The 26,118-nt window shown below is 65.6% G+C and carries 28 protein-coding genes; 13 read left to right on the top strand and 15 right to left on the bottom strand.

Annotation, left to right across the window (positions count from 1 at the left end):
• Window positions 1-53: 53 nt before the first annotated feature.
• On the bottom strand, window positions 54-941 hold the full coding sequence (locus tag B2W22_RS23175) for a LysR family transcriptional regulator (RefSeq protein WP_286939675.1): 888 nt from the start codon (window positions 939-941) through the stop codon (window positions 54-56).
• A gap of 97 nt (window positions 942-1,038) precedes the next feature.
• Between B2W22_RS23175 and B2W22_RS23170 the strand changes: the two genes are divergently transcribed.
• Both B2W22_RS23170 and B2W22_RS23165 read left to right on the top strand, forming a co-directional pair.
• Window positions 1,039-1,443, top strand: a complete 405-nt coding sequence (locus B2W22_RS23170; RefSeq protein ID WP_175125378.1) for a CidA/LrgA family protein — start codon at window positions 1,039-1,041, stop codon at window positions 1,441-1,443.
• The gene (locus B2W22_RS23165; protein WP_286939674.1) at window positions 1,433-2,125 is read left to right on the top strand and encodes an LrgB family protein; all 693 of its coding nucleotides are present in this window, start codon (window positions 1,433-1,435) and stop codon (window positions 2,123-2,125) included. Before B2W22_RS23170 ends, B2W22_RS23165 begins: the two co-directional genes overlap by 11 nt.
• 8 nt (window positions 2,126-2,133) lie before the next feature.
• On the opposite strand, the gene B2W22_RS23160 is transcribed toward B2W22_RS23165, so the two are convergent.
• Window positions 2,134-2,778 (bottom strand): LysE family translocator, encoded by a 645-nt coding sequence (locus B2W22_RS23160; RefSeq protein ID WP_175125374.1) that lies wholly within the window; start codon window positions 2,776-2,778, stop codon window positions 2,134-2,136.
• A complete protein-coding gene (locus B2W22_RS23155) occupies window positions 2,775-3,698 on the bottom strand; it encodes a DMT family transporter (RefSeq protein ID WP_175125372.1) in 924 nt (307 codons plus the stop codon). The genes B2W22_RS23160 and B2W22_RS23155 overlap by 4 nt, the downstream gene beginning before the upstream one ends.
• A gap of 139 nt (window positions 3,699-3,837) precedes the next feature.
• Here B2W22_RS23155 and B2W22_RS23150 point away from each other — a divergent pair, with 139 nt between their 5' ends.
• The 4 genes from B2W22_RS23150 (at window position 3,838) to fusA (ending at window position 8,571) form a co-directional block, all read left to right on the top strand.
• Window positions 3,838-5,298, top strand: coding sequence for a PLP-dependent aminotransferase family protein (locus tag B2W22_RS23150; protein WP_414631319.1), 1,461 nt, complete (start codon window positions 3,838-3,840; stop codon window positions 5,296-5,298).
• A 36-nt stretch (window positions 5,299-5,334) separates the two neighbouring features.
• Entirely contained in the window at window positions 5,335-5,679 is a 345-nt protein-coding gene (locus B2W22_RS23145; protein ID WP_062838528.1) for a TIGR01244 family sulfur transferase, read from the top strand.
• A gap of 98 nt (window positions 5,680-5,777) precedes the next feature.
• Window positions 5,778-6,242: a universal stress protein gene (locus tag B2W22_RS23140; protein WP_175125369.1), complete on the top strand. Its 465-nt coding sequence runs from the start codon at window positions 5,778-5,780 to the stop codon at window positions 6,240-6,242.
• A gap of 217 nt (window positions 6,243-6,459) precedes the next feature.
• Window positions 6,460-8,571, top strand: a complete 2,112-nt coding sequence (gene fusA / locus B2W22_RS23135) for an elongation factor G (protein ID WP_286939673.1) — start codon at window positions 6,460-6,462, stop codon at window positions 8,569-8,571.
• Between the two features lie 78 nt (window positions 8,572-8,649).
• Here fusA and B2W22_RS23130 read toward each other — a convergent pair whose 3' ends face one another.
• The gene (locus B2W22_RS23130; protein WP_286939671.1) at window positions 8,650-9,543 is read right to left on the bottom strand and encodes a DMT family transporter; all 894 of its coding nucleotides are present in this window, start codon (window positions 9,541-9,543) and stop codon (window positions 8,650-8,652) included.
• Between the two features lie 298 nt (window positions 9,544-9,841).
• Between B2W22_RS23130 and B2W22_RS23125 the strand changes: the two genes are divergently transcribed.
• Entirely contained in the window at window positions 9,842-10,312 is a 471-nt protein-coding gene (locus tag B2W22_RS23125) for an Lrp/AsnC family transcriptional regulator (RefSeq protein ID WP_175125365.1), read from the top strand.
• A gap of 12 nt (window positions 10,313-10,324) precedes the next feature.
• On the opposite strand, the gene B2W22_RS23120 is transcribed toward B2W22_RS23125, so the two are convergent.
• Window positions 10,325-11,134 carry an alpha/beta fold hydrolase gene (locus B2W22_RS23120; RefSeq protein ID WP_175125363.1) on the bottom strand — a complete coding sequence of 270 codons (810 nt, stop codon included), beginning with the start codon at window positions 11,132-11,134 and terminating at the stop codon, window positions 10,325-10,327.
• Window positions 11,135-11,275: 141 nt separating this feature from the next.
• On the opposite strand from B2W22_RS23120, the gene B2W22_RS23115 reads away from it, so the two are divergent.
• A complete protein-coding gene (locus B2W22_RS23115) occupies window positions 11,276-11,773 on the top strand; it encodes a YbaK/EbsC family protein (protein ID WP_056564234.1) in 498 nt (165 codons plus the stop codon).
• An 83-nt stretch (window positions 11,774-11,856) separates the two neighbouring features.
• Here the strand turns inward: B2W22_RS23115 and B2W22_RS23110 are convergent, their stop codons facing one another.
• From B2W22_RS23110 to B2W22_RS23065, 10 genes are all read right to left on the bottom strand, one after another.
• Window positions 11,857-12,669 carry an ABC transporter ATP-binding protein gene (locus B2W22_RS23110; protein WP_175186387.1) on the bottom strand — a complete coding sequence of 271 codons (813 nt, stop codon included), beginning with the start codon at window positions 12,667-12,669 and terminating at the stop codon, window positions 11,857-11,859.
• A complete protein-coding gene (locus B2W22_RS23105; RefSeq protein ID WP_175125357.1) occupies window positions 12,666-13,709 on the bottom strand; it encodes a FecCD family ABC transporter permease in 1,044 nt (347 codons plus the stop codon). The genes B2W22_RS23110 and B2W22_RS23105 overlap by 4 nt, the downstream gene beginning before the upstream one ends.
• Window positions 13,709-14,398, bottom strand: a complete 690-nt coding sequence (gene ybgF, locus B2W22_RS23100) for a tol-pal system protein YbgF (protein ID WP_056564227.1) — start codon at window positions 14,396-14,398, stop codon at window positions 13,709-13,711. Before ybgF ends, B2W22_RS23105 begins: the two co-directional genes overlap by 1 nt.
• Window positions 14,399-14,483: 85 nt before the next feature.
• Complete coding sequence (gene pal / locus B2W22_RS23095; protein WP_056564223.1) at window positions 14,484-14,984, bottom strand: peptidoglycan-associated lipoprotein Pal; 501 nt, start codon at window positions 14,982-14,984, stop codon at window positions 14,484-14,486.
• A 31-nt stretch (window positions 14,985-15,015) separates the two neighbouring features.
• On the bottom strand, window positions 15,016-16,341 hold the full coding sequence (gene tolB / locus B2W22_RS23090; protein WP_175186389.1) for a Tol-Pal system beta propeller repeat protein TolB: 1,326 nt from the start codon (window positions 16,339-16,341) through the stop codon (window positions 15,016-15,018).
• Window positions 16,342-16,357: 16 nt separating this feature from the next.
• On the bottom strand, window positions 16,358-17,524 hold the full coding sequence (gene tolA / locus B2W22_RS23085) for a cell envelope integrity protein TolA (RefSeq protein WP_286939668.1): 1,167 nt from the start codon (window positions 17,522-17,524) through the stop codon (window positions 16,358-16,360).
• A 39-nt stretch (window positions 17,525-17,563) separates the two neighbouring features.
• Window positions 17,564-18,022: a protein TolR gene (tolR, locus tag B2W22_RS23080; RefSeq protein ID WP_105237338.1), complete on the bottom strand. Its 459-nt coding sequence runs from the start codon at window positions 18,020-18,022 to the stop codon at window positions 17,564-17,566.
• The gene (tolQ, locus tag B2W22_RS23075) at window positions 18,022-18,702 is read right to left on the bottom strand and encodes a protein TolQ (protein ID WP_056564211.1); all 681 of its coding nucleotides are present in this window, start codon (window positions 18,700-18,702) and stop codon (window positions 18,022-18,024) included. Before tolQ ends, tolR begins: the two co-directional genes overlap by 1 nt.
• 2 nt (window positions 18,703-18,704) lie before the next feature.
• The gene (ybgC, locus tag B2W22_RS23070; protein ID WP_056564208.1) at window positions 18,705-19,127 is read right to left on the bottom strand and encodes a tol-pal system-associated acyl-CoA thioesterase; all 423 of its coding nucleotides are present in this window, start codon (window positions 19,125-19,127) and stop codon (window positions 18,705-18,707) included.
• A 57-nt stretch (window positions 19,128-19,184) separates the two neighbouring features.
• Window positions 19,185-20,915 carry a proline--tRNA ligase gene (locus B2W22_RS23065; RefSeq protein WP_286939665.1) on the bottom strand — a complete coding sequence of 577 codons (1,731 nt, stop codon included), beginning with the start codon at window positions 20,913-20,915 and terminating at the stop codon, window positions 19,185-19,187.
• Window positions 20,916-20,980: 65 nt separating this feature from the next.
• On the opposite strand from B2W22_RS23065, the gene B2W22_RS23060 reads away from it, so the two are divergent.
• The 5 genes from B2W22_RS23060 to B2W22_RS23040 all read left to right on the top strand — a co-directional run bounded on the left by B2W22_RS23060 (window position 20,981) and on the right by B2W22_RS23040 (window position 26,027).
• Window positions 20,981-21,553 (top strand): RNA pyrophosphohydrolase, encoded by a 573-nt coding sequence (locus tag B2W22_RS23060; protein ID WP_056327909.1) that lies wholly within the window; start codon window positions 20,981-20,983, stop codon window positions 21,551-21,553.
• Complete coding sequence (locus B2W22_RS23055; protein WP_056327910.1) at window positions 21,534-22,220, top strand: response regulator; 687 nt, start codon at window positions 21,534-21,536, stop codon at window positions 22,218-22,220. The genes B2W22_RS23060 and B2W22_RS23055 overlap by 20 nt, the downstream gene beginning before the upstream one ends.
• Complete coding sequence (locus B2W22_RS23050; RefSeq protein WP_175125350.1) at window positions 22,221-23,753, top strand: sensor histidine kinase; 1,533 nt, start codon at window positions 22,221-22,223, stop codon at window positions 23,751-23,753.
• 315 nt (window positions 23,754-24,068) lie between these two features.
• Window positions 24,069-24,497, top strand: coding sequence for a tripartite tricarboxylate transporter TctB family protein (locus tag B2W22_RS23045; RefSeq protein WP_191579521.1), 429 nt, complete (start codon window positions 24,069-24,071; stop codon window positions 24,495-24,497).
• A 6-nt stretch (window positions 24,498-24,503) separates the two neighbouring features.
• Window positions 24,504-26,027: a tripartite tricarboxylate transporter permease gene (locus B2W22_RS23040; RefSeq protein WP_175139058.1), complete on the top strand. Its 1,524-nt coding sequence runs from the start codon at window positions 24,504-24,506 to the stop codon at window positions 26,025-26,027.
• The last annotated feature ends 91 nt before the right edge of the window (window positions 26,028-26,118 follow it).

The raw sequence follows: 26,118 nt of genomic DNA, 5'->3' as shown, positions 1-26,118 counted from the left end.
CGCGGGCGCCGGAAGTTTGTCCCGAGGTCTGCCGGTCCGGGCGCGGCCCCCCATCAGGCGGTGCCCGGGTGGACCTCGCGCGTCAACGCCAGCCATGCCTGCGCGGCATACGACAGATAACCGCCACGGCGCCATACCAGGACCATCTCCCAGTCCGTCCCCGAATCACGCAAAGGCACGCGAGCCACGCTCGCATGCAGTTCCTCGTTGGCCTTCATGCGCGGCAGAAACGCCACGCCCAGCCCCGCCGCCACCAGCGCCACGATGAAATCGATCTGACCGCTGCGCGCGGCGATGGTCGGGACGAACCCCGCCCGTTGGCACGCGTCGTGGATGATGCGGTTCAGGGCAAACCCTGTTTCGAACAGCACGAAGGGCGAGTCGCGCAGATCGTGCAGCCCCACCGACTCGGCGCGGGCCTGTGGGTGATCGGCGGGCATCAGCGCCACCAGCGGTTCGCGCGCGACGGGCTGCCATTCAAAGTGGTCCGGCACGGGCTTGAGCGATCCCGCCAGTTCGATTTCGCCGGCCATCACCATTTCTTCAAGCCGGCGGCTGCCGTGTTCGACCAGGCTGATCTCGATGCGCGGATAGCGGCTGCGAAAGCGCGCGAACATCGGCGCAAACAGCGAACTGCTGCCCAGCGGCGGCAGGCCCAGGCGCAGCACACCCCGTTTCAGGCCCTTCAGGTCATCCAGCTCGGCGTTCAGGTCGTCGCGTTCGGCCAGCATGTTCAGGGCGCGCCGATACACGATCTCGCCCGCGGCCGTCAGCCGCAGCGGCTGCGCCTGCCGGTCCAGCAAGAGCATGCCCAGCTCGTCCTCCAGTTGCCGAACGGCCTTGCTGATCGTGGGTTGGGTCGCGTGGATCACTTTGGCCGCCTGGGAGAAACCGCCTTGCCTGACGACCTCCACCAACGCGCGCAACGTTCGCAGTTCCATCGCTATGCCGGTTTGGAATAAATGGGATTCATCGAATTCATTTTATCTATGCGCCTACGAAGCGTAAAACAAGGGCTTGCCGCTGGATCTTCGTCTCATGCCCCGCTTTCGCCATTCCACCCTTATCCGCAGCGCGCTGCGCCGCAGCCGTTTGCTGCAGATTGCATTGATCGTCCTTTTCTCCGTGCTGGGCCAGGCGATGGCGCAGGCCTCGGGGCTGCCGGTGCCAGGCGGCGTCATCGGAATGGCGCTGGTGCTGGTCCTGCTGGCGACGCGGCGATTGCGCGTGCGCAACGTGCAGCGCGGGGCGAGCTGGCTGCTGGGGGAAATGCTGCTGTTCTTCGTGCCGGCGGTGATGTCGTTGCTGGACCACCGCGAATTTCTCGGCCTGCTCGGCGTGAAGCTGCTCGCCGTGATCCTGCTCGGCACGGCGCTTGTCATGGCCGGCACGGCGCTGACGATCGATCTTTGCTATCGCTGGATGAACCGCCGTGCGGCCTGAATTCAACCTGCTGTTCTGGCCGGCGGCCACCGTCGCCGCGTATGTCTGCGCGCGCCTGTTCTACCGCCGCTTTGCCTATTGGTGGACATCCACCCTGGTCGTCGCGCCCGCGCTTCTGCTGACGCTGGCCATCCTGCTGCATACCGGCTATCGCGAATACATGTCCGGCTCGCACTGGCTGATGGCCATGCTGGGCCCGGTCATCGTGGCGTTCGCGCTGCCGCTTTACGAGCAGCGGGCGCTGATCCGGCGGTACTGGCCGGTATTGGCCGCGGGCGTGGCCGTGGGCAGCGGCATCGCGGGTGTCAGCGCATGGTTGCTGGGCAGCCTGCTGGACTTGCCGCCGGACCTGCGGCTCAGCCTGCTGCCGCGCTCGGTCGCCACGCCGTTCGCGATCGCGGTGTCTTCCCACGTGGGCGGGGTGCCTGACCTGACGGCGGTCTTCGTCATCGTCACGGGCGTCTTCGGCGCGGCCATCGGCCAGCTCATGTGCCGCTGGCTGCCGCTGCGCTCGGCGCTGGCGCGCGGCGCGCTGTTCGGCATGGGCGCACATGGCGCCGGCACGGCCAAGGCCCGAGAGCTTGCCGCCGAAGAAGGCGCGGTCGCGGGCCTGGTGATGGTGATGGCGGGCCTGTTCAACGTGCTGGTCACGCCGGCCGTCGTGGTGGGATTGCTGGCCTGAGCCGCTGTTCAGTGCAGCAGTTCCAGCGCGACCGGATACAGCGAGGCGACAAGCAGCAGAGCCATGCCCACATTGAAGGCGCGGATCGCGGCGGGCCGGTGCAGGACGCGGCGCAGGGCTGTACCGAACGTCACCCAGATGCCGATGCTGGGCAGGTTGACGATGCCGCAGACCAGCGTCGCGATCACCAGATTGGCAAAGAATCCGTTTTGCGGCGTATAGGTGGCCACCACGCCCACCGCCATCACCCACGCCTTGGGATTGACCCACTGGAAGGCGGCGGCCTGCAGGAACGTGAACGGTTTGCCGCGCGCCTCGCCCTCGTCCAGCGGACCCGAGGTGGCGATCTTCCAGGCGAGGTAAAGCAGATAGGCCGCGCCGGCATACTTCAGGATGGTGTAGAGGACAGGCGTCTGCTGGAACACCGAGCCCAGGCCCACACCGACCAGAAAAATCATCAGCGTAAAGCCCAGATTCACGCCCAGCAGGTGCGGAACGCTGCGCCGGAATCCGAAGTTCAGGCCCGACGACGCCAGCATTACGTTGTTGGGGCCGGGCGTGATCGAGCTGACCAGTGCAAACAGCGCCAGCGGACCCAGGAGGGAAAGCGAGGCCAGCGGGACTTCGGCCCAATTGGCGGGAAACAGGTTCATGTCGGGGTCCTTACGATGGCGCGGCGTCCGCCGGCAATAACGGCGATCACGGCGGCGGCAAACACGAACGTCGTCGCCTCCACGGTTTCGCCAAACAGCAAAGCAGCGGCCACGACGGTAAGGAAGGGTTGCAGCAATTGCACTTGTCCGACCCGGGCAATTCCGCCGGCGGCCAAGCCGCGATACCAGGCGAAAAATCCCAGGAACATTGAGCCGAAAGCCAGGTAGGCGAAGGCGGCAACCACATCGGAACTGGGCCAGTGGGGCTGCTGCGCCGCCATCCAGCCGACGGGCAGGGCAACCACCGGTGCGCTGATGGTCAGCGCCCAACATATTGTGCGCCAACCGCCCAGCGTGCGCGAGGCCCGCGCACCCTCCGCGTACCCCATTCCGCCCAGCACCACCGCCACCAGCAACCACAGGTAGCCGGCCGTCAGCGTGCCTTCGCCCTGGCGCAGCGCATAGGCGGTGACCAGCGCGGCGCCGGCGACGGCCCAGCCCCAGAAGGCGGCGGATGGACGCTCGCCGCTGCGCAGGGCGGCAAAGGCGGCGGTGGATAGCGGCAGCAGGCCGTTGAAGACAGCGCCCTGCGACGAAGGCACCGTCTGCATCGCCATCGACGAGGCCAGCGGCCAACCCACGACGATGCCCAGCGCCGCCAGAATCACGCCCGGCCATTCCTGCCGGTTGGGCCGGCGGCTTCGCGTGAGCCACAGCAGGGCGATGGCGGGCAGGGCGGCGATGAGCGCACGGCCCAATCCGACCAGCAAGGGCGACAACTCGGCCACCGCGACGCGGGTCATTGGCAGGGTCAGCGAAAACACCAGCACGCCCAGGAAACCATAGCCGTATCCCTCCCAGAGGGAAGTCGAGGCGGCGGGGGCGGCCGAAGGCGTGGCATAAAGCGCGGGACGGGACATGACGGCACCGTAAAAAGTGACATGGCCGCAGCGCCTGCGGTTGCAGGTTTGCGGCATTGCTGTCACTCTACGCACAGCCGTCAGTACAGTACCGGTACACCTTCGCAGTCACTTTAATCACTGGCCTGGTCAAATCTCCATGACAGTTGCTCACTCCCCCCCATCTTCCCTGCCTTGGCAGCCCGTGCGCCAGGCCGATGCCACGCTGGTGGCGCAACTGGCCGATGGCCTGGCCCGCCGCATTGACGAGCAAGGCCTGCGGCCCGGCACGCGCCTGCCGTCCATCCGCAAAATGGCCGAACAGTCGGGCGTCAGCCGTTTTACCGTGGTCGAAGCCTACGACCGCCTCGTGGCGCGCGGGCTGGTGCAGTCGCGCCGGGGCGCGGGGTTTTTCGTAAAGGCGCGCAGCGGCCCGCTGACGGCGGTGGCCGCGGCCGCGCCCAGCACGCTCGCGCCGCCCGCACGGGTCGACATCGCGTGGCTGCTGCGCAGCATGTTCCGGGAATCGACCGCGCCGGGCATGCCGGGCGGCGCGGGCCTGCTGCCCGCGGACTGGCTGGATCCCGACATGGTGGCGGGGGCCGTGCGCGCCGTGGGCCGCTCGGTGCGCGCCAACCTCGTCAGCTACGGCAGCCCCCAGGGCTTCGCGCCGCTGCGCCAGCAGATTGCGGCGGTCCTGCAGAACGAAGGCGTGCCCGCCCATCCCGAACTCAACCTGCTCACGACCAACGGCGTCACCCACGGACTGGACCTCATCGCGCGCCATCTGGTCAAGCCGGGCGATACCGTTCTGGTCGAGGACCCGGCCTGGTTCGTGATCTTCGGCCGGCTGGCTGCCTTTGGCGCCCGCCTGATCGGCGTGCCGCGCGGCCCGGACGGCCCCGATCTCGACCTGCTCGAGCAACTGGCCGCGCAGCACAAGCCCAAGCTCTTCATCATCAATGGCTCGGTCCACAATCCCACCGGCCACACCCTGTCCGCGGGAGCGGCCTACGGCATTCTGCGCATCGCCGAGCGCCACGATTTCATGGTGGTCGAAGACGACACCTACGGCGAGCTGCATCCGGGGGGCGCCATCAAGCTCGCCGCGCTGGACCGGCTTAACCGCGTCATCTACGTGGGCGGCTATTCCAAGATGCTGGCGGCCAGCCTGCGTGTCGGCTATTTGGCCGCCAATTCCGAACTGCTGCAGAAGCTGGCCGACCTGAAAATGCTGGCGGGGCTGACCTCGCCCGAACTCGGCGAGCGCGTCGTGCACCGCGTCCTCATGGAAGGGCAGTACCGGCGGCATATCGAGCGCGTGCGGCACCGGGTCGATGACGCGCGCCAGCGGTGCATGAAAGGGCTGCTGAAACTGGGCCTGACCATCCCGCACGAGCCGCACGGGGGCATGTTCGTCTGGGCCGATTGCGGGCGCGATTCTGAGGTGCTGGCGCGCGAAGCCGCTGACCGCGGCCTGTTGCTGGCGCCCGGCACGTTGTTTTCGCCGACGCAGGCGCCGTCCACCATGCTGCGCTTTTCGGTATCCGTTGCCGACCACCGGGGAATCTGGGCCGAACTGGAAAAACTTTTCGCGCAGAACGGGTCCTACAATCAATAATTCCGAGCCACCTCGCCAGTCACCGAAGGAACCGTCATGTCCGCACCCATCAAGCCTCTCACCCAGAACTTTGCCGTCGCCCCGCAACTGGGTCCCGACGACATGGCCGACGTGGCCGCCGCCGGCTACAAGAGCGTGATCATCAACCGCCCCGATTTCGAGGGCGGTCCTGACCAGCCCACCGCCGCCGACGTGTCGCGCGCCGCGCAGGAAGCCGGTCTGCAGATCGAATACCAGCCCGTCGTGGGCAGCGCCATGACGGCCGCCGACGTCGCGCGCTTTGCGGAACTGCTGCGCACCCTGCCGGGTCCGGTCCTGGCATACTGCCGCACCGGCACCCGCTGCACGAACCTGTTCGCGGCTGCCCAACAGTTGGGATAAACCCGGCCTTGACCCTCGTCAAGGCCACCGGTTCGACGGATGTGGACCCGGCGGCTTTCCGGTAGCATAAAGATTCCTTTAAAACAGGAGCAGGCAAGATGTTCAAGAAGATCCTGATTCCCACCGACGGTTCTCCGCTCTCGGCACAAGCCGCCAACGCAGGTATCTGCTTCGCGCGCTCGGTTGGCGCCGAAGTCGTCGCCCTCTACGTGACGCAGCCGTTCGCGGCCACCATCGGTTTTGACGGCATGGCTGCGGCCTATGCCATCACCGACGAAGACTACGAAAAGGCCTCCGCCGAGCAAGCCGACAAGTACCTCAAGCAGATCATCGACCGCGCCGACACTGCCGGCGTCAAAGCCGATGCGCGCGCGGTGTCCAACTTCAACGTCGCCGACGGCATCGTTCAGGCCGCCACCGACGCCGGCTGCGACCTGATCTTCATCGGCAGCCACGGCCGCAGCGGCCTGTCGCGCCTGCTGCTGGGCAGCGTCACCGCCAAGGTGCTGTCGCTGGCCACCACCGCCGTGCTGGTTTATCGCGTCAAGGAAGACAAGAAGTAATTGCGCGCCAAAGTGGTGCGCACCGCGCGCCGCCGCATGCGCCACAGCCCCTCCGTCGGAGGGGCTTTTTTATGCGCCGCGCATGCGCTTATACGTTGGTATGGCGGGGGCAAACTCATTGCCTTCGCAAAGACCCTTCGCAAGGCCGATTCAGGCTTGTATCTTGCCGCACGGCGCGTAATATTTACGCATCTTCATCCAACCGTAGGAAGAGGCCATGACCCGCAAGACGCGCATCGAGCTTTATCGCAATATCGGCATCAGCGCCCATATTGATGCAGGCAAAACGACGACCACCGAGCGCATCCTCTTCTACACCGGCATCACCCACAAGATCGGCGAAGTCCATGACGGCGCCGCGGTGATGGACTGGATGGAACAAGAGCAGGAACGCGGCATCACCATCACGTCGGCCGCCACCACCGCCTTCTGGAAAGGCATGGCGGGCAACTACCCCGAACACCGCATCAACATCATCGACACGCCGGGCCACGTCGACTTCACCATCGAAGTCGAACGTTCCATGCGCGTGCTCGACGGCGCCGTCATGGTCTATGACGCCGTGGGCGGCGTGCAGCCGCAGTCCGAGACCGTCTGGCGCCAGGCCAACAAGTACCGGGTGCCGCGCCTGGCCTTCGTCAACAAAATGGACCGTGTCGGCGCGGATTTCCTGCGTGTGCAGCGCCAGATCGCCGAACGCCTGAAGGGCGATGCCGTGCCTATCCAGTTGCCGATCGGCGCCGAAGACCACTTTGAAGGCGTGATCGACCTCGTCAAGATGAAAGGCATCATCTGGGACGACGCCAGCCAGGGCGTGAAGTTCCAGTACGTGGACATCCCCGCGGCGATGCAGGACCAGGCGCAGGAATGGCACGACAAGATGGTGGAAAAGGCCGCCGAGGCCAATGAGACCCTGCTTGAAAAATACCTGTCCGGCGAAGCCCTGACCGAAGCGGAAATCAAGGAAGGCCTGCGCGCCCGCACGATCGCCAACGAGATCGTGCCGATGCTGTGCGGCAGCGCGTTCAAGAACAAGGGCGTGCAGGCGATGCTGGATGCAGTCATCGACTACATGCCGTCGCCGGTGGACGTGCCCGCCATCAAGGGCCACGACCAGCGCGACAACGAAATCGAGCGCCACCCGACCGACAACGAGCCGTTCTCCGCGCTTGCCTTCAAGATCATGACCGATCCGTTCGTGGGGCAGCTCGTGTTCTTCCGCGTGTATTCCGGCGTGGTGAAATCCGGCGACTCGGTCTACAACCCGATCAAGGAAAAGAAGGAACGCCTGGGCCGCATCCTGCAGATGCATGCCAACGAGCGCCGCGAAATCACCGAAGTCTACGCGGGCGACATCGCCGCGGCCGTGGGCATCAAGGACGTCACCACCGGCGACACGCTGACCGATCCCTCGCACATCATCATCCTTGAACGCATGGTCTTTCCCGAGCCCGTCATCTCGCAGGCCGTGGAACCCAAGACCAAGGCCGACCAGGAAAAGATGGGCATCGCGCTGGGCCGCCTGGCGCAGGAAGATCCGTCGTTCCGCGTGCGCACCGACGAAGAGTCCGGGCAGACCATCATCTCCGGCATGGGCGAGCTGCACCTGGAGATCCTGGTCGACCGTATGAAGCGTGAATTCAACGTGGAAGCCACGGTGGGCAAGCCGCAGGTGGCGTACCGCGAGACCATCCGCAAGGCCTGCAACGAGGTCGAGGGCAAATTCGTCAAGCAATCGGGCGGCCGCGGGCAATATGGCCACGTGGTGCTCAAGCTTGAACCGCAGGAAGCGGGCAAGGGCTACGAGTTCGTCGACGCCATCAAGGGCGGCGTCGTGCCGCGCGAGTTCATTCCGGCAGTGGACAAGGGCATCCGCGAAGCGCTCAACGCCGGCGTGCTGGCGGGGTACCCGGTTGTGGACGTGAAGGCGACGCTGTTCTTCGGCTCGTACCACGACGTCGACTCGAACGAAAACGCCTTCAAGATGGCCGGTTCGATGGCATTCAAGGAAGGCATGCGGCGCGCCGATCCGGTGCTGCTGGAACCCATGATGCAGGTCGAGGTCGAGACGCCCGAGGACTTCACGGGCAACGTCATGGGTGACCTGTCGTCGCGCCGGGGCATGGTGCAGGGCATGGAAGACATCGCGGGCGGCGGCGGCAAGGTCGTACGCGCCGAAGTGCCGCTGGCCGAGATGTTCGGCTATTCGACGTCGCTGCGGTCACTGACGCAGGGCCGCGCGACGTACACGATGGAGTTCAAGCACTACGCCGAAGCGCCGCGTCAGGTGGCGCAGGAAATCATGGCGGCGCAGGGCGCGGGCCGCTGATTGTCCGGTGACTGAGATTCGAGCGGCTGGATTCCAGGCCGCCGAATTTCCGGCCGCAGCGTTTGTCGCCGCGGTATGTCAGGCGGCGGCCGCGGCCGCCGCCGGGCGCAGCCGCGACGCGGCCAGCTTCACGCCCAGCAGGATCATCGCAAAGCCATACGCATGAAAGAGCTGCGGCGCCTCGCCCAATAGCGGCCAGGCCAGCAGCGCCGCGTAGACCGGCACCAGGAACATCGACAGGCCCGCGGTCGCGGGGCCGGCCACGCTGATTAGCCGGCCGTACACGTAATAGGCGCCCAGGCTAGGCACCACCGCCAGAAACAGCAGCACCGCCGCCAGGCGCGGGTCCGTCCAGGCAGGCGCCATGCCGGCGGCCGCTTCAATGCCCGCGAACGGCGCCAGCGCCAGCGCGCCACCCAGCATCATGGTCGCCAGCCGCGCGCTGTCGGGCACCGCCGGCAGGGTCAGACGCTTTTGCAGCACCGTGTAGAACGCCCACCCAGTGGCCGCCAGCAGCACCCACAAGTCGCCTTGTCCGAACGCCAACCGGGCCAGCACATTGGCGTCACCGCGTGTCAGCACCACCAGCACACCGCCGAGCGCCAGCGCAAGGCCGGCCGCGCGCGGCGCGGACAGCGGCTTGCGCCAGATCACGGCTTCCAGCAGCGTCACCAGCAGCGGGCTGCACGAAAAGATCAGCGCGATATTGGTGGCGCTGGTGGTCTGCGCGCCGATGTACTGCGGCGCCACCGCCACGCCCATGCCCAGCACGGCCAAGGGCAACAGCGCCGGCAAGCCGCGCCACAGCGCCCGGCGATGCGTGCGCAGCGCGGGGAGGGCGAACGGCAAGAGGATCAGAAGGGCAATCAGCCAGCGGCCGAACGCGAGGAAAACGGGGGGAAGGTTGGCGTCGTGGGCCCAGCGGGCTGCGACCATGTTTGAAGCGAATAGCGCCGGAGCGCTGAAGAGCATGACGGCGCCGGACAGGCCGAGACCGGGTTTTGCGGGTGCTGCTGTGTTGGGCATGATTTCCGGCCGCGCGGATCGGCGCGCGGGCTTGCTGCGTGGGAACTGCCGGCGCACCCGCCGGGTTGTGCCGCAGCGAAAGCGCCGAATCGGGGCGTGCGGGATAGGTGCATGCCTTGGGGAAAGTCTACGTGCCCACGCGCAAAATAGGTTTCCTGATTCCCGCCTGTTTGCGGCAATCTGAAGAATCTTCTTTCTGTAAAATCCGCCTTCGCAGGGATTCTGTCTTCACATATCGCCCACGATGCCCACATTGCCCAAACTCGATGAAACCGACCGCAAGATCCTCCGCGCGCTGCGCGCGGACGGTCGGCTGACCAATCTGAAGCTGGCCGACATGGTCGGCCTGTCGCCGACGCCGTGCTGGAACCGGGTCAAGGCTTTGGAAGAGGCGGGCGTGATCGAAGGCTATGCGGCCTTGCTGAACCAGAAGGCGCTCGGGCTGCCGGACACGGTAATGATCGAAGTCACGCTGGAGCACCACGACGACGACACGCTGGCGCGCTTTGGCGAAGAGATCAGCCGCCTGCCCGAAGTGGTCGAGGCGTTCCTGGTGACGGGCGAATACGACTACCTCATCAAGGTCGCCGTGGCGGGCACGGAGGGCTACGAGGAATTCCTGCGCAAGCGCCTGTACAAGCTGCGCGGTGTGCGGCACAGCCGCTCCACCTTTGTGCTGCGCCGCCTGAAGCACACGCCGTCCGTCGAACCCTGACGGGTGCGTCCGTTATCCGCCGAGGAATTCCTGAATGGCGCCATTGAAGGCGCGCGGATTGCCCAGGTTCATGCCGTGCGATGAGCCCACGATATCCAGGCGCTGGGCTTGCGGCAGCCACTGCGCCAGCGCATCCAGCACGGCCGGATAGGGCGCCGGACTGAGCGCGCCGCCGATCAGCAGCACCGGCATCGTCAGGCTGCCGATCTGCGCGGGCGTCAAGGCGTCGGGCTGCTCGTCCACTTGCGCGAAAAGCGTGCCCACGTTGTCGCGCACCATCTCCTTGAACCACGGCACCATGCGCTGCCACGTGTCGGGTCCGGTCACTGTGTCCACGAACAGGGCCAGCCCTTCTTCGACGTCGCCTTGCCGGATGAGCGTCAGGGCGCGCTGGCGGAAACCGCCGCGTTCATCCTTGCAGCCCGGCAGCGACAGGCCGGGGTCCGCAAGAGTAAGACTGCGCAGCGAGTCGGGCTGGCGCAGGGCGGCTTCCAGCGCGACGCGCCCGCCACGCGAATGGCCTACCAGATGGGCCGGGCCGCCGGCCACCGTGTCGATGAATTCCAGCACGTCGCTGGCATGCTGCTCGACCGAAAAGCCGCCGCCTTCGCCGTCCCAGGTCTCCGGCCAATACCGGCGCAGGCACACGGCCAGCACCCGGAAAGAACGCCCCAGCGGCGCCATTTGCGACTTCCAGTAGCGGGCGTCGGACAGCGAGCCATGCACCAGCACCAGCGGCGTGCCGCTGCCGTACTCGGTGTAGGACATGGCGTAACCGCCGATGGACGCGGTTTGCAGGGGCAGAACGGGTTCGGAACGCATGTGGATCGGGAGGTGAAGCCAGGCACGCATTCTAGCCCGGCATCGCGTTGCAGCGGGCGTGCCGGACGCTGATACACTCGTCTGCGGCGCGCCGGCGGGAGTCCGCCCGCGCGCCTGTTTTCTAGAACGGAGTTTTCAACGATGTCGCCAGAATCCATCGCCGCCTTGCCGGAATCCGCCCAGCGCGTTGCGCGCCTGCTGGTGGACATGGGGCACGACAAACCCGTGGTGGTGCTGCCCCAGTCGGGCAAGACCTCGGCGGAAGCGGCTGCGGGCCTGGGCTGCGAAGTCGCCCAGATCGCCAAGTCCATCATCTTTCGCCGCGCCACCGACGACGCACCGGTGCTCGTCATCGCCAGCGGCGCCAATCGCGTGGACGAAGCCAAGGTCGCGGCGCAGGTCGGCCCGCTGGCCAAGGCCGATGCGCGTTTTGTGCGCGACATGACCGGCTACGCCATCGGCGGCGTCTGCCCCATCGGCCACGCGGTCAAACCCGTGATGCTGCTGGATGCGGATCTCTTCAATTACGAAAGCCTGTGGGCCGCCGCCGGCCACCCGCACACCGTGTTCAACCTGTCGCCCGCCCAGCTGGCGGACATGACCGGCGCGCCGGTTGCGGACGTGGCGCTGCGAGCCTGAAGGCCCCGGTTTGATCTTTGGGTCTGGGATTCGGATTCGAGCATGCGGCCGGAGACCCCGGCCTGCGCTGCGGCCCGCCCCGGTCAGCCGGGGTGCGCCTGAAGCCCGTCGATCAGCACCTGCCGCCGCCCCTGCGAGCACGATTCCACGCGCGCCTCCACGCCATAAACGTCGGCCAGCGAATCCGGCGTGATGACGTCCGCCGGCGCTCCCGCGGCGTGCAGACGCCCCTCGTGAATCATCACTGCCTGATCCGCGTGTTGCAGGGCCACGTTCAAGTCGTGCAAAACGATCAGGCTGATCAGGCCATACTCTCGCGTCTCTTGCCGCAGTAGCCGCATGACGTGGAACTGATAGTTCAAATCGAGGGCCGATAGCGGCTCGTCCAGCAGCAGCACGCGCGGATGGCGGATCAGCGCCTGCGCCAGGCCCACCAGTTGCTTTTGTCCGCCGGAAAGGGCGTCCAGATAGTGCAACGCCAGATGTGCAATACCCAGTCGCGCCAGCAGTTGGTCGATGGCCTGCAGATCAACGGGCCCCGCCGCGGCGTCGCTGGCGCGCGCCGCGACCAGTACCGATTCGAACACGCGCAGGTGAACCGCCGCGGGCAGGCTCTGCGGCAGATACACCACGTGGCGCGCGCGCTCGCCGTGGTCCAGCCGGGTCAGGTCCAGCCCATCCAGCGCCGCGTTGCCCGCCCGGGGCCGCACCAGACCCGCCAGAGCCTTGAGCAACGTCGACTTGCCGCTGCCGTTGGGTCCCAGCAGCGCCGTCACCTTGCCCGGCGCCAGCGGGGGGATCGACAGGTCGTGCAGGACGTCTTCGCGCCCGTAGCCCACCGTCAGCGCTTGCACCGTCAGTCCGGAAGATTGGGTCGTGTGTGCCGGCGTTGTCATGGCAATTGGCGGCGCAGCACGACGGACACGAAGAAGGGGATGCCGACCAACGCGGTCACGATCCCCACGGGCACCACCACGCCGGGCATCAGATTCTTGGACGCAATGGACGCCAGCGACAGGATCACCGCGCCCACCAGCGCGCTGCCCGGCAGATAAAAGCGGTGGTCTTCGCCGAACAGCCGCCGCGCAATGTGCGGCGCGACCAGCCCGATGAAACCGATGGTTCCCACGAATGCCACGGCCAGCGCGGACAGCAGGCTCACGCGCGCCAACGCCGACACCCGCACGCGGCGCACGTCCACGCCGAAGCTCGCGGCGCGGTCCTCGCCCAGCCGCAAGGCGGTCAGCTTCCAGGATTGCCGCATGGCCAGCGGCAGCGCCACCGCGAACGCCAGCGCCAGCACGCCCACGGTCGTCCAGCTTGAACGCGTGAGGCTGCCCATTGTCCAGAACACCAGGTTCTGCAAGGCCTCGGCGCTGGCCGTGAACTGCACCAGCGACACCAGCGCATTAAAGGTAAACACCATGGCGATGCCGAACAGCACGACGCCAGACGTATTCATGCCGCCCCAGCGGGCCACGGCGTCCAGCAGCAGCGCCGCCAGCAGGGCAAACAGGAAAGCGTTGGCGGCAATCAGCCAGCCGGCCGGAATGCCGGGCAATCCGAACTGAAGCACGATCGCCAGCGACGCCCCAAAGGCGGCCGCCGAAGACACGCCCAGGGTGAACGGGCTGGCGAGCGGGTTGTTCAAAATGGTCTGCATCTCGGCGCCGGCCAAGCCGAGCGCCATGCCCACCAGCGCGGCCATCAGCGCGGACGGCAGGCGGATGTCCCAGACGATCACGCGATAGGTCGGGTCGGCGTCGCCCGGCGCGGCCAGCGTCTGCCAGAGCGCGCGCCAGGGCAGGCCGGACGGGCCCACGGTGAAGTCGATCAGCAGCGCAAACAGAATCGCCGCCAGCAGCAGGGCAATGAGCCCCGCCCGGCGGCGAAGAATGTGGCGGTAAGCGCCTGCCGCGCTTGCGGCGTGCCGCATTACTGCAGCAGTTGCAGCCGGCTCTTGGCCGTGGTGGCGGCCGGCGTGGTCGGGTAGTCGCGAACAATGCGCTGCAAGGTGGTCTTGGCGCCGGCGCGGTTGTTCAGTTCGATCTGGCTGCCGGCGATGATCAGCAGCGCGTCGGGCGCCCGGGCGTTATCCGGCGACTTCTGGACCATGGCGTTCAGTTGCTCGATGGTGCCCTTGAAGTCCTTCAGCGCATAGCGGCTGCTGCCCTGGTAGAACTGGGCGCTGGGCGCGAGCTGGCTGTTGGGATAAAGCGCGGTGAAGGCGGCCAGCGATTCGGCCGCTTCCTTGTATTGGCCCTTTCGGAACAGGTCCATCGCGCCGTCATAGGCGGTCTGTTCCTGGGGATCGCCGGCGGAGGCGCCCGGGGGATTGGCGCTGCCCGGCGCGGTACCCGGCTTGGCGCTGGGTTGCTGGCGCGACACCAGTTCAAGCTGGTCGCGCAGTTGGGCGATTTCCTGCTGCAACGACTGGATCTGGTCGGCCAGTTGCAGCTTGGCGCGTTGGCTTTGCTCGTTCTGCTGCTGCACCTGCTGGCGCAAATCCAGGATGGCCTTGCGGGCTTCATCGTCGGAAAAAGCGTGAGCGGGGGCCGTGAGGGCGGCAAGCGCCAGGCCAGTGGCCACAATCAGGGGACGCAGGGACAGAACGTAATCGCGCATGAATATTCCCGGGTATAAAAACAAACGTCGGGACGGCCGGCTGGCCGTCCCGACGCGAGGTAGGGCTCCAGACTAAGCGAAAATCTTAGCGCAGATAGTTGATATCGGCGCGGCGGTTTTCAGCAAAGTCGGCTTCAGTCGTACCCGTCGAGCGCGGCTTTTCTTTGCCGAAGCTGATGGTTTCGATCTGGTTGTCGCTGACGCCCAGCAGGGTCATCATGCGACGCACGGCGTCGGCACGACGCTGGCCGAGGGCCAGGTTGTACTCAGCACCGCCGCGTTCGTCGGTGTTGCCTTCGATCTTGATCTTTTGCTGTTGGTGCGAAGCCAGGTACTTGGCATGGGTTTCGACCAGGCCACGGTATTGGTCCGACACGGTGTAGCTGTCGAAATCAAAGTACACCGAGCGCTGTTGCGCCAGGATGCTTTGGGGGTTGAAAGGATCAAGGATTTGGCCAGAGGCCGAAGATCCTTGGCCAGCGCCTCCACCCTGACCCGCTTTATCGTCGAGAGGGACGGAGCTGCAAGCTGCCAGGGCGGCAGCCAGAGCGGCGATGGTTAGGCTTTTGGCAATGCGCGACTTCATGATAGTTCCTTTGCAAAGAGAGTCACACGTGTTATCGGGTAATGAATGGGCCCCAAGTCGGTTCACGTATTTCCCCGTTCAGTACCGAAAGCGTTTGTCGCACGCGTCCATCGCTTGACACACCTGCCAGCACGCTACGGCCATTCTGGATGGCGGCGTAGAGCACTTGCATTCCGTTGGGCGCAAAGCTGGGCGACTGATCGTCACGACCATCAGTCAGCAAGGCTTCGGCACCAGTGGACAAGTTCAGAGATGCGATTCGAAACGCGCCGTCTCGTCTTGCAACGTACAGCAGCGTCGATCCATCGGGGGAAATTCGGGGTGAGATGTTGTAACCACCATTAAACGTGAGACGGCGTGCTTCGCCGCCTGTCGAGCCGGTCTGATAGATTTGCGGCCCGCCGCTGCGGTCACTCGTAAAGATAATGGAAGCGCCGTCGGGCGTAAAGCTCGGCTCGGTGTCAATCCCGGGAGAACGCGTAACTCGGCTCGGATTCGAGCCATCGGCCGCATTAACGACGTAAATTTGCGACAAACCGTCACGCGTCAAGGCGACAGCCAGCTTGCTGCCATCAGGCGACCAACCGGGGGCGCTGTTGTTGCCCTTGAAATTGGCGACCGGTGCGCGGGCGCTGGTGGCCAGCGTGTGCACGTAGACGACGGGTTTGCCGGACTCGAAGCTCACGTAGGCGAGCTTGGCGCCATCGGGCGACCAGGACGGCGAAATGATCGGCTCGCGCGAGCGCAGGGCAACCTGCGGATTCTGGCCGTCGGCATCAGCCACCTGCAGTTCGTAGGTGGAACCCTTCTTCAGCACGTAGGCGATACGGGTCGAGAACACGCCGCGAACGCCGGTGATCTTTTCGTAGATACGGTCGGCGATCTGGTGGGCCACGCGGCGCAGTTCCTGCTCGGTGCCCGAGAAGGCCACGCCGTCCAGCTGCGACTTCTTGACCGTATCGGCCAGGCGGTAGCGCACGTCGTAGCGGCCATCGGCGCCGCGGGTAATGCTGCCGTAGGCGATGAAGTCGGCGCCCTTGCCGCGCCAGTCGTCGTGGGCGATCGGGGAGTCGACGTTCAGGCCGGAGCCGGCCGCGTTGATCAGGCGGAACTGGCCGGTGCGGGTAAGGTCGGCGCGGATGACTTCGGCCAGCGCGCGGCCGTGGGTATCGTCAACGGCGAAGTCGGCGATAGCCACGGGGTATTGCGTGGCGCCGGTGCCGGAGATATCGACACGCAATTGTGCGTGGGCGGGCTTCATGGCCATCAGGCAGGCAAGCGCCACCATCAGCAGTCCGATTCCATACGCTCTCCAGAGCGCGAGAGTGGGTACTCGTCGACTATAAGCGGGAGTCATGTTCGTCAATCTCCTGTCAGTCATACATTCTGTAGACAACGTCAATAATGGGTTCGTAGCGGCCCGTCGAGGGCTTCGGGAACGGGTTGCAACGGCGGATGCCCGTCTCGACCGCGCGGTCGAAGCCGGAGTTGCCAGAAGAACTGGTCAACGTAACGCCATTCACCTTCCCGTCAGAACCTAACTGTACCCGGTATCGCGCGGTCGGATTTCCCGAGCCGCTGCGGGGCGGGGGCGGATACGCCACCCCGGGTTGCACGCAGGCGCGGACCTTGGCGCCATAGCCGCTGTCGCGTCCGCCGCCAGCCTGGTTGCGGTCGGCGGTGCCGCCAGGAATGCCGGCTGCGCCCAGGGCGTCGTTGCGGAACGCGTCCTTCAGCGCCTTGTCTGCGGCAGCCTTTTTGGCAGCCGCAGCCTTCTCGGCGGCGGCCTTTTCAGCAGCCGCCTTTTCAGCCGCGGCCTTCTCGGCAGCGGCCTTTTCAGCGGCGGCCTTCTCAGCAGCCGCCTTCTTGGCGGCTTCTTCCTTGGCCTTCTTCTCGGCAGTCGCCTTTTCAGCTGCGGCCTTCTCGGCTGCGGCCTTTTCAGCGGCGGCTTTCTCAGCGGCCTTCTCGGCGGCAGCTTTCTCGGCGGCCGCCTTCTGGGCGGCAGCCTTTTCAGCCGCGGCCTTCTCGGCGGCCTGGCGTTCTTGCTCGAGGCGCTTCTTTTCCTTCAGTTCGGCCTGCTTGCGCTCTTCCTCGAGACGCGCCTTTTCCTTGGCGGCCTCGGCGGCTTCGCGCGCCTTCTCTTCCTGCTCGCGCTTTTTCTTGGCTTCCTGGATGGCGATCTCGGGATCGACTTCCTCGGTCTTGGCCTGAACCTGCGGTTCGGGCTCGGGAGGCGGCGGCGGGGGCGGCGGAGGAGGCGGCTCAGGCGTCTTTTCCGGCTCCGGCTCGGGCTGGGGCTTGGGTTGCGGCTTGGGCGGTTCGGGTTGCGGCGTGGGCGGGGGCGAGACGGGCGAATTGCCGTCTGCCCAGAGCTGCACCTGGACGGGGCCAGGGTTCTCGGTATGCCAGTTCACGCCAAAGATCAGGGCAACCAGCAGCAGCAGGTGCACCGCCACAGCCAGAATCAGCGAATTCCGGTTGTCGTTGTTGGGCGGGGTGGCCGGCGGGCCGCTGCGGTGTCGAATTATGGGTGGCGTCATGTGCGGTGCATGCCGGCCAGGCCGGCGGAGGGCGGCGCGTTAGCGTTTCTTGGCGGGGACGGGCTGGGAGGCGGCGCCGGACTGGTCCACCAGCAGGCCCAGGCGGGTGATGCCGTTGGTGCGCAGCTCGTCCATGACCTTCACGACCGTCTCGTAGGGCACCTTGCCGTCGGCGGCGATCACCACCGGCGTTTCCGCGGTGATGCGCGAACGCACTTGCGCGACCAGTTCGGGGCGCGCGATGTCCTGCATGGTGGCGCCGGCTTCACGCATGCGCAGCGCGATCTTGCCGTCTTCCGAAATCTGGACTTCCAGAGGCTTGACCGGCACGTCGGAGGCGGCGCCCACCGACGGCAGCTGGATCAGTCCGGGCGTGATCAGGGGCGCGGTCACCATGAAGATGACCAGCAGCACCAGCATCACGTCGATGTACGGCACCACGTTGATGTCGGCCTTCATGCGGCGGCCGGACCTGCCGCGCGAGCTTACCGAGGGCATTAGCGCACCTGCCGTTGCAGAATGTTCAGGAATTCATCGACGAAGCTGTCGAAGCGGATCGAGATGCGGTCGATGTCATTCGTGAAGCGGTTGTAGGCAACCACGGCCGGGATGGCGGCGAACAGGCCGATCGCGGTGGCGATCAGCGCCTCAGCAATGCCGGGGGCCACCGAGGCCAGCGTGGCCTGCTGCATGTTCGACAGGCCGATGAAGGCGTGCATGATGCCCCAGACCGTGCCCAGCAGGCCGATGTACGGGGACACCGAACCGGCGGACGCCAGGAAGTTGAGGTGGGATTCCAGCGAGTCCATTTCACGCTGGTAGGCGGCGCGCATGGCGCGGCGCGGGCCGTCCAGCACGGCCGTGGCGTCGCCGCTGGCGTTGCCGCGGCGGGCCTTCAGGAATTCGGTCATGCCGGCATCGAAGATGCGGGCGAGGGCGCCTTGCTCGTCGCGGCGCGAGGCCACGGCCTGCTGCAGCATCGACAGGTCGCCGCCCGACCAGAAGTCGTCTTCAAAGCGGCGCGTCTGGTCATGGGCCCGCTTGATGGCCATGCGCTTGGCGAAGATGTAGGTCCAGGACATGATCGAGATGCCCAACAGCATCAGCATGATGAGCTGGACCGGCACGCTGGCGTGCGAAATCAGCGAAAGCAACGACATGTCGTTGGTGACTTGCATGGTTATTCCTGAATGAATTCCAGTTTTGCGCGAATGTCAGCCGGCAACTCCGCCGGCCGCATGTGAACGGCATCGACGCAACAGACTTGGATGTTGCCTTCGGCAAGCAGTTCCCCGTTGCGCTCCGCGCGCTGCGCGAAGTGTATCGAAGCGCGGCCCAGTTTGGTGACTCGGCTGCGTATGGTAAGCAAATCGTCCAGTCTGGCCGGTTTGCGGTAGGACATGTCCAGGGCGCGGACAACGAACAGCCGTTGCTCGCTGGCGGCCAGTCCGGACTGGTTGACGCCAAGGTCCCGCAGCCATTCGGTGCGGGCCCGCTCCAGGAATTTCAAGTAGTTGGCGTAGAAAACCACCCCGCCGGCATCCGTGTCTTCGTAGTAGACGCGGACTTGCAGGGTGGATTCGGCGGACTTCGGGTCGGTCACGGTACTCAACAGATGATATGCGGGTCGGGACGCGGAAAGTCCGTAGTGGCTACAAGGTTAGAGCGTGTCGAGCTTGGTCAGCACGGCTTCAAGCGCGGACTCTACCGGAATCTTGGCCGCTTCGGTTTCCCGGCGGGCCTGCAATTCCACCACACCATCGTTCAGGCCGCGTTCTCCAACTGTTACACGCAGCGGCGCACCGATCAGTTCCCACTCGGCAAACATGACGCCGGGGCGGGCATCGCGGTCGTCCAGCACGACATCAACGCCGCGCGCCAGCAGGGATTCATAGAGCTTTTGCGCGGTGTCACGCACCGTTTCACTTTTGCCCCAGCCCACCGGGCAGATCACGACCTCGAACGGCGCGAGCGCTCGGGGCCAGATAATGCCGCGCGCGTCGTGGTTCTGCTCGATGGCGGCGCCCACGATACGGGTCACGCCGATCCCGTAGCAACCCATTTCCAGGACGGCGGGCTTGCCGGTGTCGTCCAGGAAGGTGGCCTTCAGGGCTTCGGAGTACTTCTTGCCCAGGTAGAAGACGTGGCCCACTTCGATGCCGCGCTGGATCGACAGCGTGCCCTTGCCGTCGGGCGAGGGGTCGCCGGCGACCACGTTGCGCAGGTCGGCCACGAGTTCGGGCTCGGGCAGGTCGCGGCCCCAGTTCACGCCCTGGGTGTGGAAATCTTCGCGGTTGGCGCCGCACACGAAATCGGCCATGTTGGCCACGGTGCGGTCGGCGATGACGTGGACCGGCTTGACCGTCTTGACCGGGCCCAGGTAGCCGGGCTTGCAGCCGAAGTATTCGACGATCTCGGTTTCGGTGGCAAAGCGGAAGCCCGACAGGCCCGGCAGCTTGCCCGCCTTGATTTCATTCAGTTCGTGGTCGCCGCGCAGCAGCAGCAGCCAGATGTCGACCTTGCCCTTTTCGCCGTCGGTGGCCAGGACGATCGACTTGATCGTGCGTTCCAGCGGAATGTCCAGCAGCTTGGCCACGTCTTCGCACTTGGCGGCGCCCGGCGTCGCGACGTCTTGCATCGTCTGGGCGGCAGCGGCACGGGTGGCGTACAGGCTGGGCGCCTCGGCCAGCTCGATGTTGGCGGCGTAGTCCGAGTCCGCGTTGTAGACCAGCAGGTCTTCGCCCGTGTCGGCGATCACCTGGAACTCATGGCTGCGCGTGCCGCCGATGGAACCCGTATCGGCCGCCACCGCGCGGAACTCCAGGCCCAGACGGCCGAAGATGCGCATGTAGGCGGCGAACATGGTGTCGTAGCTCTTCTGGGCGCCGGCTTCGTCGCGGTCGAAGGAATACGCGTCCTTCATCGTGAACTCGCGGCCGCGCATCAGGCCGAAGCGCGGACGGCGCTCGTCACGGAACTTGGTCTGAATGTGATAGAAGTTCAGCGGCAACTGGCGGTAGCTGTGGATTTCATTGCGCGCGATGTCCGTGATGACTTCCTCGGACGTCGGCTGCAGCACGAAATCGCGCTGGTGCCGATCCTTGATGCGCAGCAGTTCGGCGCCGTACTGCTCCCAGCGGCCGGATTCCTGCCAGAGTTCGGCCGGCTGCACCACGGGCATCAGCAGCTCGATGGCGCCCGCCGCGTTCATTTCTTCGCGGATGATCGCCTCGACCTTGCGGATGACCTTCAGGCCCAGCGGCATGTAGGTGTAGATGCCGCCCGCGAGCTTGCGGATCATGCCGGCGCGGGTCATCAGCTGGTGGCTGGCGACTTCCGCTTCGGACGGGGCTTCTTTGAGGGTGTTGATGTGGTAGTTGGATGCGCGCATGTTTAAAGGTGGCAGCAGATACGTATAATCGACCGTAATTGTATTGAATTCGGTGGGGGTGGCCCATGCTTGACCGCGAAGGCTACCGCCCCAATGTCGGCATCATTCTCGTCAACACTAGAAACGAGGTCTTTTGGGGCAAGCGTATCAGGGAACATGCATGGCAGTTCCCCCAGGGCGGCATCAAGTATGGCGAAAGCCCGGTGCAGGCCATGTATCGCGAACTCCATGAAGAGGTGGGCCTGAAGCCCGAGCATGTCCGTATTTTGGGGCGTACACGCGATTGGTTACGTTATAACGTGCCCGATCACTTTGTCCGGCGTGAGTGGCGTGGCCACTATAAAGGACAAAAACAGATTTGGTTCTTGTTGCGCCTGGTGGGACGTGACAGTGATGTTTGCTTGCGCGCGACGCAGCATCCGGAATTCGACGCCTGGCGCTGGAGCCAGTACTGGGTTCCGCTGGATGCCGTCATCGAGTTCAAGCGAGACGTCTATACCCAGGCGTTGAACGAGTTGTCGGCTATCCTCTTTCGGCGCCATCACGAAACCCGCTACCTGCGCCAACGGGTGCATGGTCAGCGGGCTGCAGAGAATTTGCCCGAAGGAACGGACGGTCATGCGCATATTGTTGGTTGAAGACGAACGGGACATGGCGTCCTGGCTGATGCGCGCGCTCGCCCAGAGCGGGTTTGTGCCCGATCACGCGGCGGACGCGCGCACGGCCGAAGCCTTCATGGCGGGCACCGAATACGATGCCATCGTCATGGACTTGCGCCTGCCCGACAAGCATGGTCTGGTCGTCCTCCGGGAAATGCGCAACCGTGACGACCGCACGCCAGTCCTGCTCCTGACCGCGCAAGGTGCGCTGCAGGACCGTGTGCGCGGCCTGAATCTCGGCGCCGACGACTTCCTGACCAAGCCCTTCGCTCTCGAAGAACTCGAAGCGCGCTTGACCGCGCTCGTGCGCCGCAGCCGCGGCCGCCAGCATCCGCGCCTGCAGTGCGGCTCGCTGTCCTACGACAGCGAAAGCCGTGCGTTCACGCTGGACGGATCGCTGCTGTTCCTGACGCCGCGCGAACACGCCGCCCTGGCGGCGCTGCTGACGCGCAGCGGCTACCCGGTGGACAAGTCGCAATTGTTCGGCAAGGTCTTCACGCACGACAGCGAAGCCAATCCGGACGCCATCGAGGTCGTACTGCACCGCCTGCGCAAGAAGCTGGCCGGCAGCGACGTGCGCATCGTGACCGTGCGCGGGCTGGGCTACATGCTGGAAAGCGTCGCCAGCGAGTCCGCGGAACCCTAAGTGAGCCTGCGGATTCCCGGACTGCCGCGCGTCGGCATCCGCGCGCTTCTCATCATCCTGCTGCTGCCCGGCGTGGTGGTGCTGCTGGTCATCGACAGCCTGAACGACTACCGCACCCTGGCCGAGATCACCAACGAAGCCTACGACAGCGCGCTGGTGGAACCCGCGCGGGTGCTTGAAAGCAGCCTGGAATTCACGCCGGACGGCAACCTGCAGGTTGCCACGCCGCTCTACGCTCAGGTCATGCTCGAATCTCGGGCCGGCCTGCGCAAGTATTTCCGCATCGAGGAAATCGATCCGCCCTTGCCCGACGGGGCGCCCGTGCCCCAGACGCAGGGAAAGACGCTGCTGGGCATGCCGGAAATGCCGCGCCCGCCGTCCTGGCCCCGGTCCAACGGCCAACCCATCTTCTACGACAGCGTGTACCGCAACGATCCCGTGCGGGTCGTTTCCGTGGTGCGCGATCTCTATTACCAGGGCCAGCATCGCCAGGTGCTGGTGGTCGTGGCCGAAAGCACCGGCAAGCGCATCGAGGCCGAGAACAATGCGCGGCGCCAGGAGATCCTGCGCGATTCACGCATGCTGGCGCTGGTCGTGCTGCTGGTCTGGTGGGGCGTGTCGTGGGCCTTGAAGCCGCTGCGCCGGCTGCAGGCCGACATCCGCGGACGCCGGCCGGACGACCTGACGCCGCTGGACGCCTCGCGCGTGCCCAGCGAAGTCGCTCCGCTCGTTGAAGCCGTCAATCACCACATCGCCCGCTACCGGCGGGTGCTGGACGAGCAATCGAACTTTCTTGCCGACGCCTCGCATCAATTGCGCACGCCGCTCGCCATCATGCTGACGCAGGCGCAATACACGCTGCGCGAACGCGATCCAGCGCGCGTGCGCGAAGGACTTCGCGCCATCGTCGACCAGCTCGGGCGCACGCGCCGGCTGACCGAGCAGCTTTTGTCGCTGGCGCACGCAAACCAGGCCGGCCAGACCCCGCGGCAGTTGCTCGACATGAACGCGGTCTCGCGCGAAGTCGTCTTGCAGTACCTGCCGCTCGCGCACGAAAAACAGCAGGATCTGGGTTGGGTGCAGGCCGATGCCGAAGACGGCCAGGACACGCCGGTGCCGGTGTCCGGCAACGAGGCCGAGCTGCACGAGGCCTTGTCCAATCTCGTGCACAACGCGATCCACTACGCGCCGGTCGGCGCGCAAATCACGGTCTCCGTCTGCCGTGCCGACAACAGGGTAGAGGTCGCCGTGTCCGACAATGGGCCGGGCCTGGATCCCGTCATGCGCACGCGCGCGTTCACACGGTTCGAGCGCGTGGGGACGGACAAGCCGGTGACCTCCTCCGGTTCCGGCCTGGGCCTTGGCATCGCGCGCGCCTACGCCCGGCGCAACGAGGGTGACATCGAACTGCGCGATGGCGAGCCCAACGACCAGGGCGGCGTCGGCCTTGCGTCGGTGCTGTGGCTGCCGCTCGCGCCCACCGTGTCGCAGTATCCGCGGCCCGCCGAGGTCCAGCTCAAAGGCGATCAATAATCGGGCGATCAATAAGGCGGCGCTCCCCAGCGCCCTTACTCGACGCTCAATCCGTCAACGTCCGCTTCCCCACTACCCGCTTTTTTCGCGCCTTCGCGCATGCCGATCAGGGATAACCCCCGGATTCAGGAATGCGACAGCGCATAGAAAGCGGATTAGCAGCTTCCTTCCGTAATCTGCGATCCGGCCTGTCGTCAGGGGCCGGGCGCTGTCCGCTTCGTGCAGCGCATGAAAGGCCGGCGCTGTCCGGCACAAGGAAGGAGGACGGAAGTGAAAAAGACAATCAACAGAAAGGACTATTACGGCGGCGCGCTGATGGTCCTTATCGGCATGGCCGCAATCTATGGCGGCACCGACTACCACATCGGCTCGCTCAGCCACATGGGCCCGGGATTCTTCCCCGCGGCGCTCGGCGGCCTGCTGGCGCTCACCGGCCTGCTGATCGCGATGTCGGCGCGCTCGGCCGAACCCTCGGCCCCGGCTCCCGCTGAAGGCCACCCCACCGGCATGCCGGACATTCGCGGCAGCATCTGCATCCTGCTCGGCATCCTGGCTTTCCTGCTGCTGGGCCATTACGGCGGCCTGCTGCCCGCCACGTTCGCCATCGTTTTCATCTCGGCGTTGGGCGACCGCAAGAACACGATCAAACAGGCCATCCTGCTGTCGATCGCCATGTCCGCGATCGCGGTCGTCGTTTTCTGGTGGGCGCTGCAACTGCAGCTTCCGCTGTTCCGCTGGGGTTGATGCGCCATGATTTCTCAAGCTTTGGTAGACCTTTGGTACGGCTTCGGCGTCGCGTTCCAATGGCACAACCTGATGTGGTCGTTCTTCGGCGTGCTGGTGGGCAACCTTATCGGTGTGTTGCCCGGCATGGGCGCGCTGTCCGCGATCTCCATCCTCCTGCCGCTCACCTACGTCATGCAGCCCGTGCCCGCCATCCTGATGCTGGCCGGCATTTTCTATGGCTCGCAATATGGCGGCGCCATCGGCGCGATCCTGCTCAACCTGCCTTCGCATCCGCCGCACGCGGTCACGTGTCTTGATGGTTATCCATTGACCAAGCAGGGCAAGGGCGGGACAGCGCTCGGCATCACGATGATCTGCTCGTTCTTCGCGGCATCGGTCGGCATCATCGTCATGATCTTTGCCTCGCCGCTGCTGGTGGAAGTCGCGTTCAAGTTCGGCCCGACCGAGATCTTCTCGATCATGCTGCTGGGCCTCTTGGCGGGCGCCACCATGTCGCGCGGCTCGCCACTCAAGGGCGTGGCGATGACGCTGTTCGGCCTGATGTGCGGCGTGGTCGGCACCGACGTGAACACCGGCACGATCCGGTTTTCGTTCGGCCTGCTCGACCTGTCCGACGGCCTTGAACTGGTCGCGATCTCGATGGGGCTGTTCGGCGTTGCCGACTTCCTGATGAGCGTGAACCGCATGACCATCATCGGCAGCGGCGCCAAGCTGCGACTGCGCGACATGCGGCCAAGCAAGCAGGAGCTGAAGACCGCTTTCTGGCCCATGGTGCGCGGCACGGCCGTCGGCACGCTGTTCGGCGCCATGCCCGGCACCGGCCCGACCATCACCACCTTCGTCGCCTACGCGCTGGAACGCAAGGTCTCCAAGACGCCCGAGAAGTTCGGCACCGGCATGATCGCCGGCGTGGCATCGCCCGAAGCATCGTCGCATTCGAAGACACAGGTCGACTTCATCCCGACGATGAGCCTGGGCATTCCGGGCGACGCCGTGATGGCGCTGATCCTGGGCGCGCTGCTGATCCAGGGCATCCAGCCCGGCCCGCAGCTCATCACCGAGCATCCGGACATCTTCTGGGGCCTCATCGCCAGCTTCTGGGTCGGCAACGTGCTGCTCATGGTGCTGAACGTGCCGCTCATCGGCGTGTGGGTCAAGCTGCTGCAGGTGCCGTACCGCTACCTTTTCCCCTCGGCGCTGTTCTTCATCGCAGTGGGCGTGTACAGCACGCAGAACAGTCTCTTCCAGATCTGGGAAGTGCTGGCTTTCGGGGTGATCGGCGCGGTCCTGATGACGCTGGAGTTCTCGGTGGCGCCCATTCTGCTGGGCTTCGTGCTCGGCCCGATGGTCGAAGAGAACTTCCGCCGCGCGCTGCTGCTGTCGCGCGGTGACCTGGCCGTGTTCGTCGAACGTCCGATCAGCGCATGGTTCATCGGCGCCAGCGCCTTGCTGATCGCGCTGCAGGTCTGGGCCTTCCTTCGCCGCAACAAGGGCAAGAACAAGCCCCAGCTGCCGCAGACGGCCTGATCCCTCGGCTTGCATCTGCCACACGCGGCCCGGCTTTCGCCGGGCCGTTTGATTTGTGCGGCGGCATCCCTCATGCTTGGGGTTTTCATCG

The organism is Achromobacter sp. UBA4530 (assembly GCF_002388205.1).
In the GTDB taxonomy this organism is placed as follows: domain Bacteria; phylum Pseudomonadota; class Gammaproteobacteria; order Burkholderiales; family Burkholderiaceae_B; genus Achromobacter; species Achromobacter animicus.
This window is presented reverse-complemented; position numbering and strand designations above follow the sequence as displayed.

Bases quoted from the DNA above. Each gene is read 5' to 3' on its own strand.
- ybgF (WP_056564227.1), bottom strand. From the start codon at position 14,398: ATGCGCGATTACGTTCTGTCCCTGCGTCCCCTGATTGTGGCCACTGGC.
- B2W22_RS23125 (WP_175125365.1), top strand. From the start codon at position 9,842: ATGCCCACATTGCCCAAACTCGATGAAACCGACCGCAAGATCCTCCGC.
- B2W22_RS23120 (WP_175125363.1), bottom strand. From the start codon at position 11,134: ATGCGTTCCGAACCCGTTCTGCCCCTGCAAACCGCGTCCATCGGCGGT.
- B2W22_RS23170 (WP_175125378.1), top strand. From the start codon at position 1,039: ATGCCCCGCTTTCGCCATTCCACCCTTATCCGCAGCGCGCTGCGCCGC.
- tolB (WP_175186389.1), bottom strand. From the start codon at position 16,341: ATGACTCCCGCTTATAGTCGACGAGTACCCACTCTCGCGCTCTGGAGA.
- B2W22_RS23055 (WP_056327910.1), top strand. From the start codon at position 21,534: ATGCGCATATTGTTGGTTGAAGACGAACGGGACATGGCGTCCTGGCTG.
- B2W22_RS23175 (WP_286939675.1), bottom strand. From the start codon at position 941: ATGGAACTGCGAACGTTGCGCGCGTTGGTGGAGGTCGTCAGGCAAGGC.
- B2W22_RS23105 (WP_175125357.1), bottom strand. From the start codon at position 13,709: ATGCGGCACGCCGCAAGCGCGGCAGGCGCTTACCGCCACATTCTTCGC.
- B2W22_RS23040 (WP_175139058.1), top strand. From the start codon at position 24,504: ATGATTTCTCAAGCTTTGGTAGACCTTTGGTACGGCTTCGGCGTCGCG.
- B2W22_RS23115 (WP_056564234.1), top strand. From the start codon at position 11,276: ATGTCGCCAGAATCCATCGCCGCCTTGCCGGAATCCGCCCAGCGCGTT.
- B2W22_RS23160 (WP_175125374.1), bottom strand. From the start codon at position 2,778: ATGAACCTGTTTCCCGCCAATTGGGCCGAAGTCCCGCTGGCCTCGCTT.
- B2W22_RS23140 (WP_175125369.1), top strand. From the start codon at position 5,778: ATGTTCAAGAAGATCCTGATTCCCACCGACGGTTCTCCGCTCTCGGCA.
- B2W22_RS23060 (WP_056327909.1), top strand. From the start codon at position 20,981: ATGCTTGACCGCGAAGGCTACCGCCCCAATGTCGGCATCATTCTCGTC.
- pal (WP_056564223.1), bottom strand. From the start codon at position 14,984: ATGAAGTCGCGCATTGCCAAAAGCCTAACCATCGCCGCTCTGGCTGCC.
- B2W22_RS23155 (WP_175125372.1), bottom strand. From the start codon at position 3,698: ATGTCCCGTCCCGCGCTTTATGCCACGCCTTCGGCCGCCCCCGCCGCC.
- tolR (WP_105237338.1), bottom strand. From the start codon at position 18,022: ATGCCCTCGGTAAGCTCGCGCGGCAGGTCCGGCCGCCGCATGAAGGCC.
- tolQ (WP_056564211.1), bottom strand. From the start codon at position 18,702: ATGCAAGTCACCAACGACATGTCGTTGCTTTCGCTGATTTCGCACGCC.
- B2W22_RS23045 (WP_191579521.1), top strand. From the start codon at position 24,069: ATGGTCCTTATCGGCATGGCCGCAATCTATGGCGGCACCGACTACCAC.
- B2W22_RS23145 (WP_062838528.1), top strand. From the start codon at position 5,335: ATGTCCGCACCCATCAAGCCTCTCACCCAGAACTTTGCCGTCGCCCCG.
- B2W22_RS23110 (WP_175186387.1), bottom strand. From the start codon at position 12,669: ATGACAACGCCGGCACACACGACCCAATCTTCCGGACTGACGGTGCAA.
- B2W22_RS23150 (WP_414631319.1), top strand. From the start codon at position 3,838: ATGACAGTTGCTCACTCCCCCCCATCTTCCCTGCCTTGGCAGCCCGTG.
- fusA (WP_286939673.1), top strand. From the start codon at position 6,460: ATGACCCGCAAGACGCGCATCGAGCTTTATCGCAATATCGGCATCAGC.
- B2W22_RS23065 (WP_286939665.1), bottom strand. From the start codon at position 20,915: ATGCGCGCATCCAACTACCACATCAACACCCTCAAAGAAGCCCCGTCC.
- B2W22_RS23130 (WP_286939671.1), bottom strand. From the start codon at position 9,543: ATGCTCTTCAGCGCTCCGGCGCTATTCGCTTCAAACATGGTCGCAGCC.
- tolA (WP_286939668.1), bottom strand. From the start codon at position 17,524: ATGACGCCACCCATAATTCGACACCGCAGCGGCCCGCCGGCCACCCCG.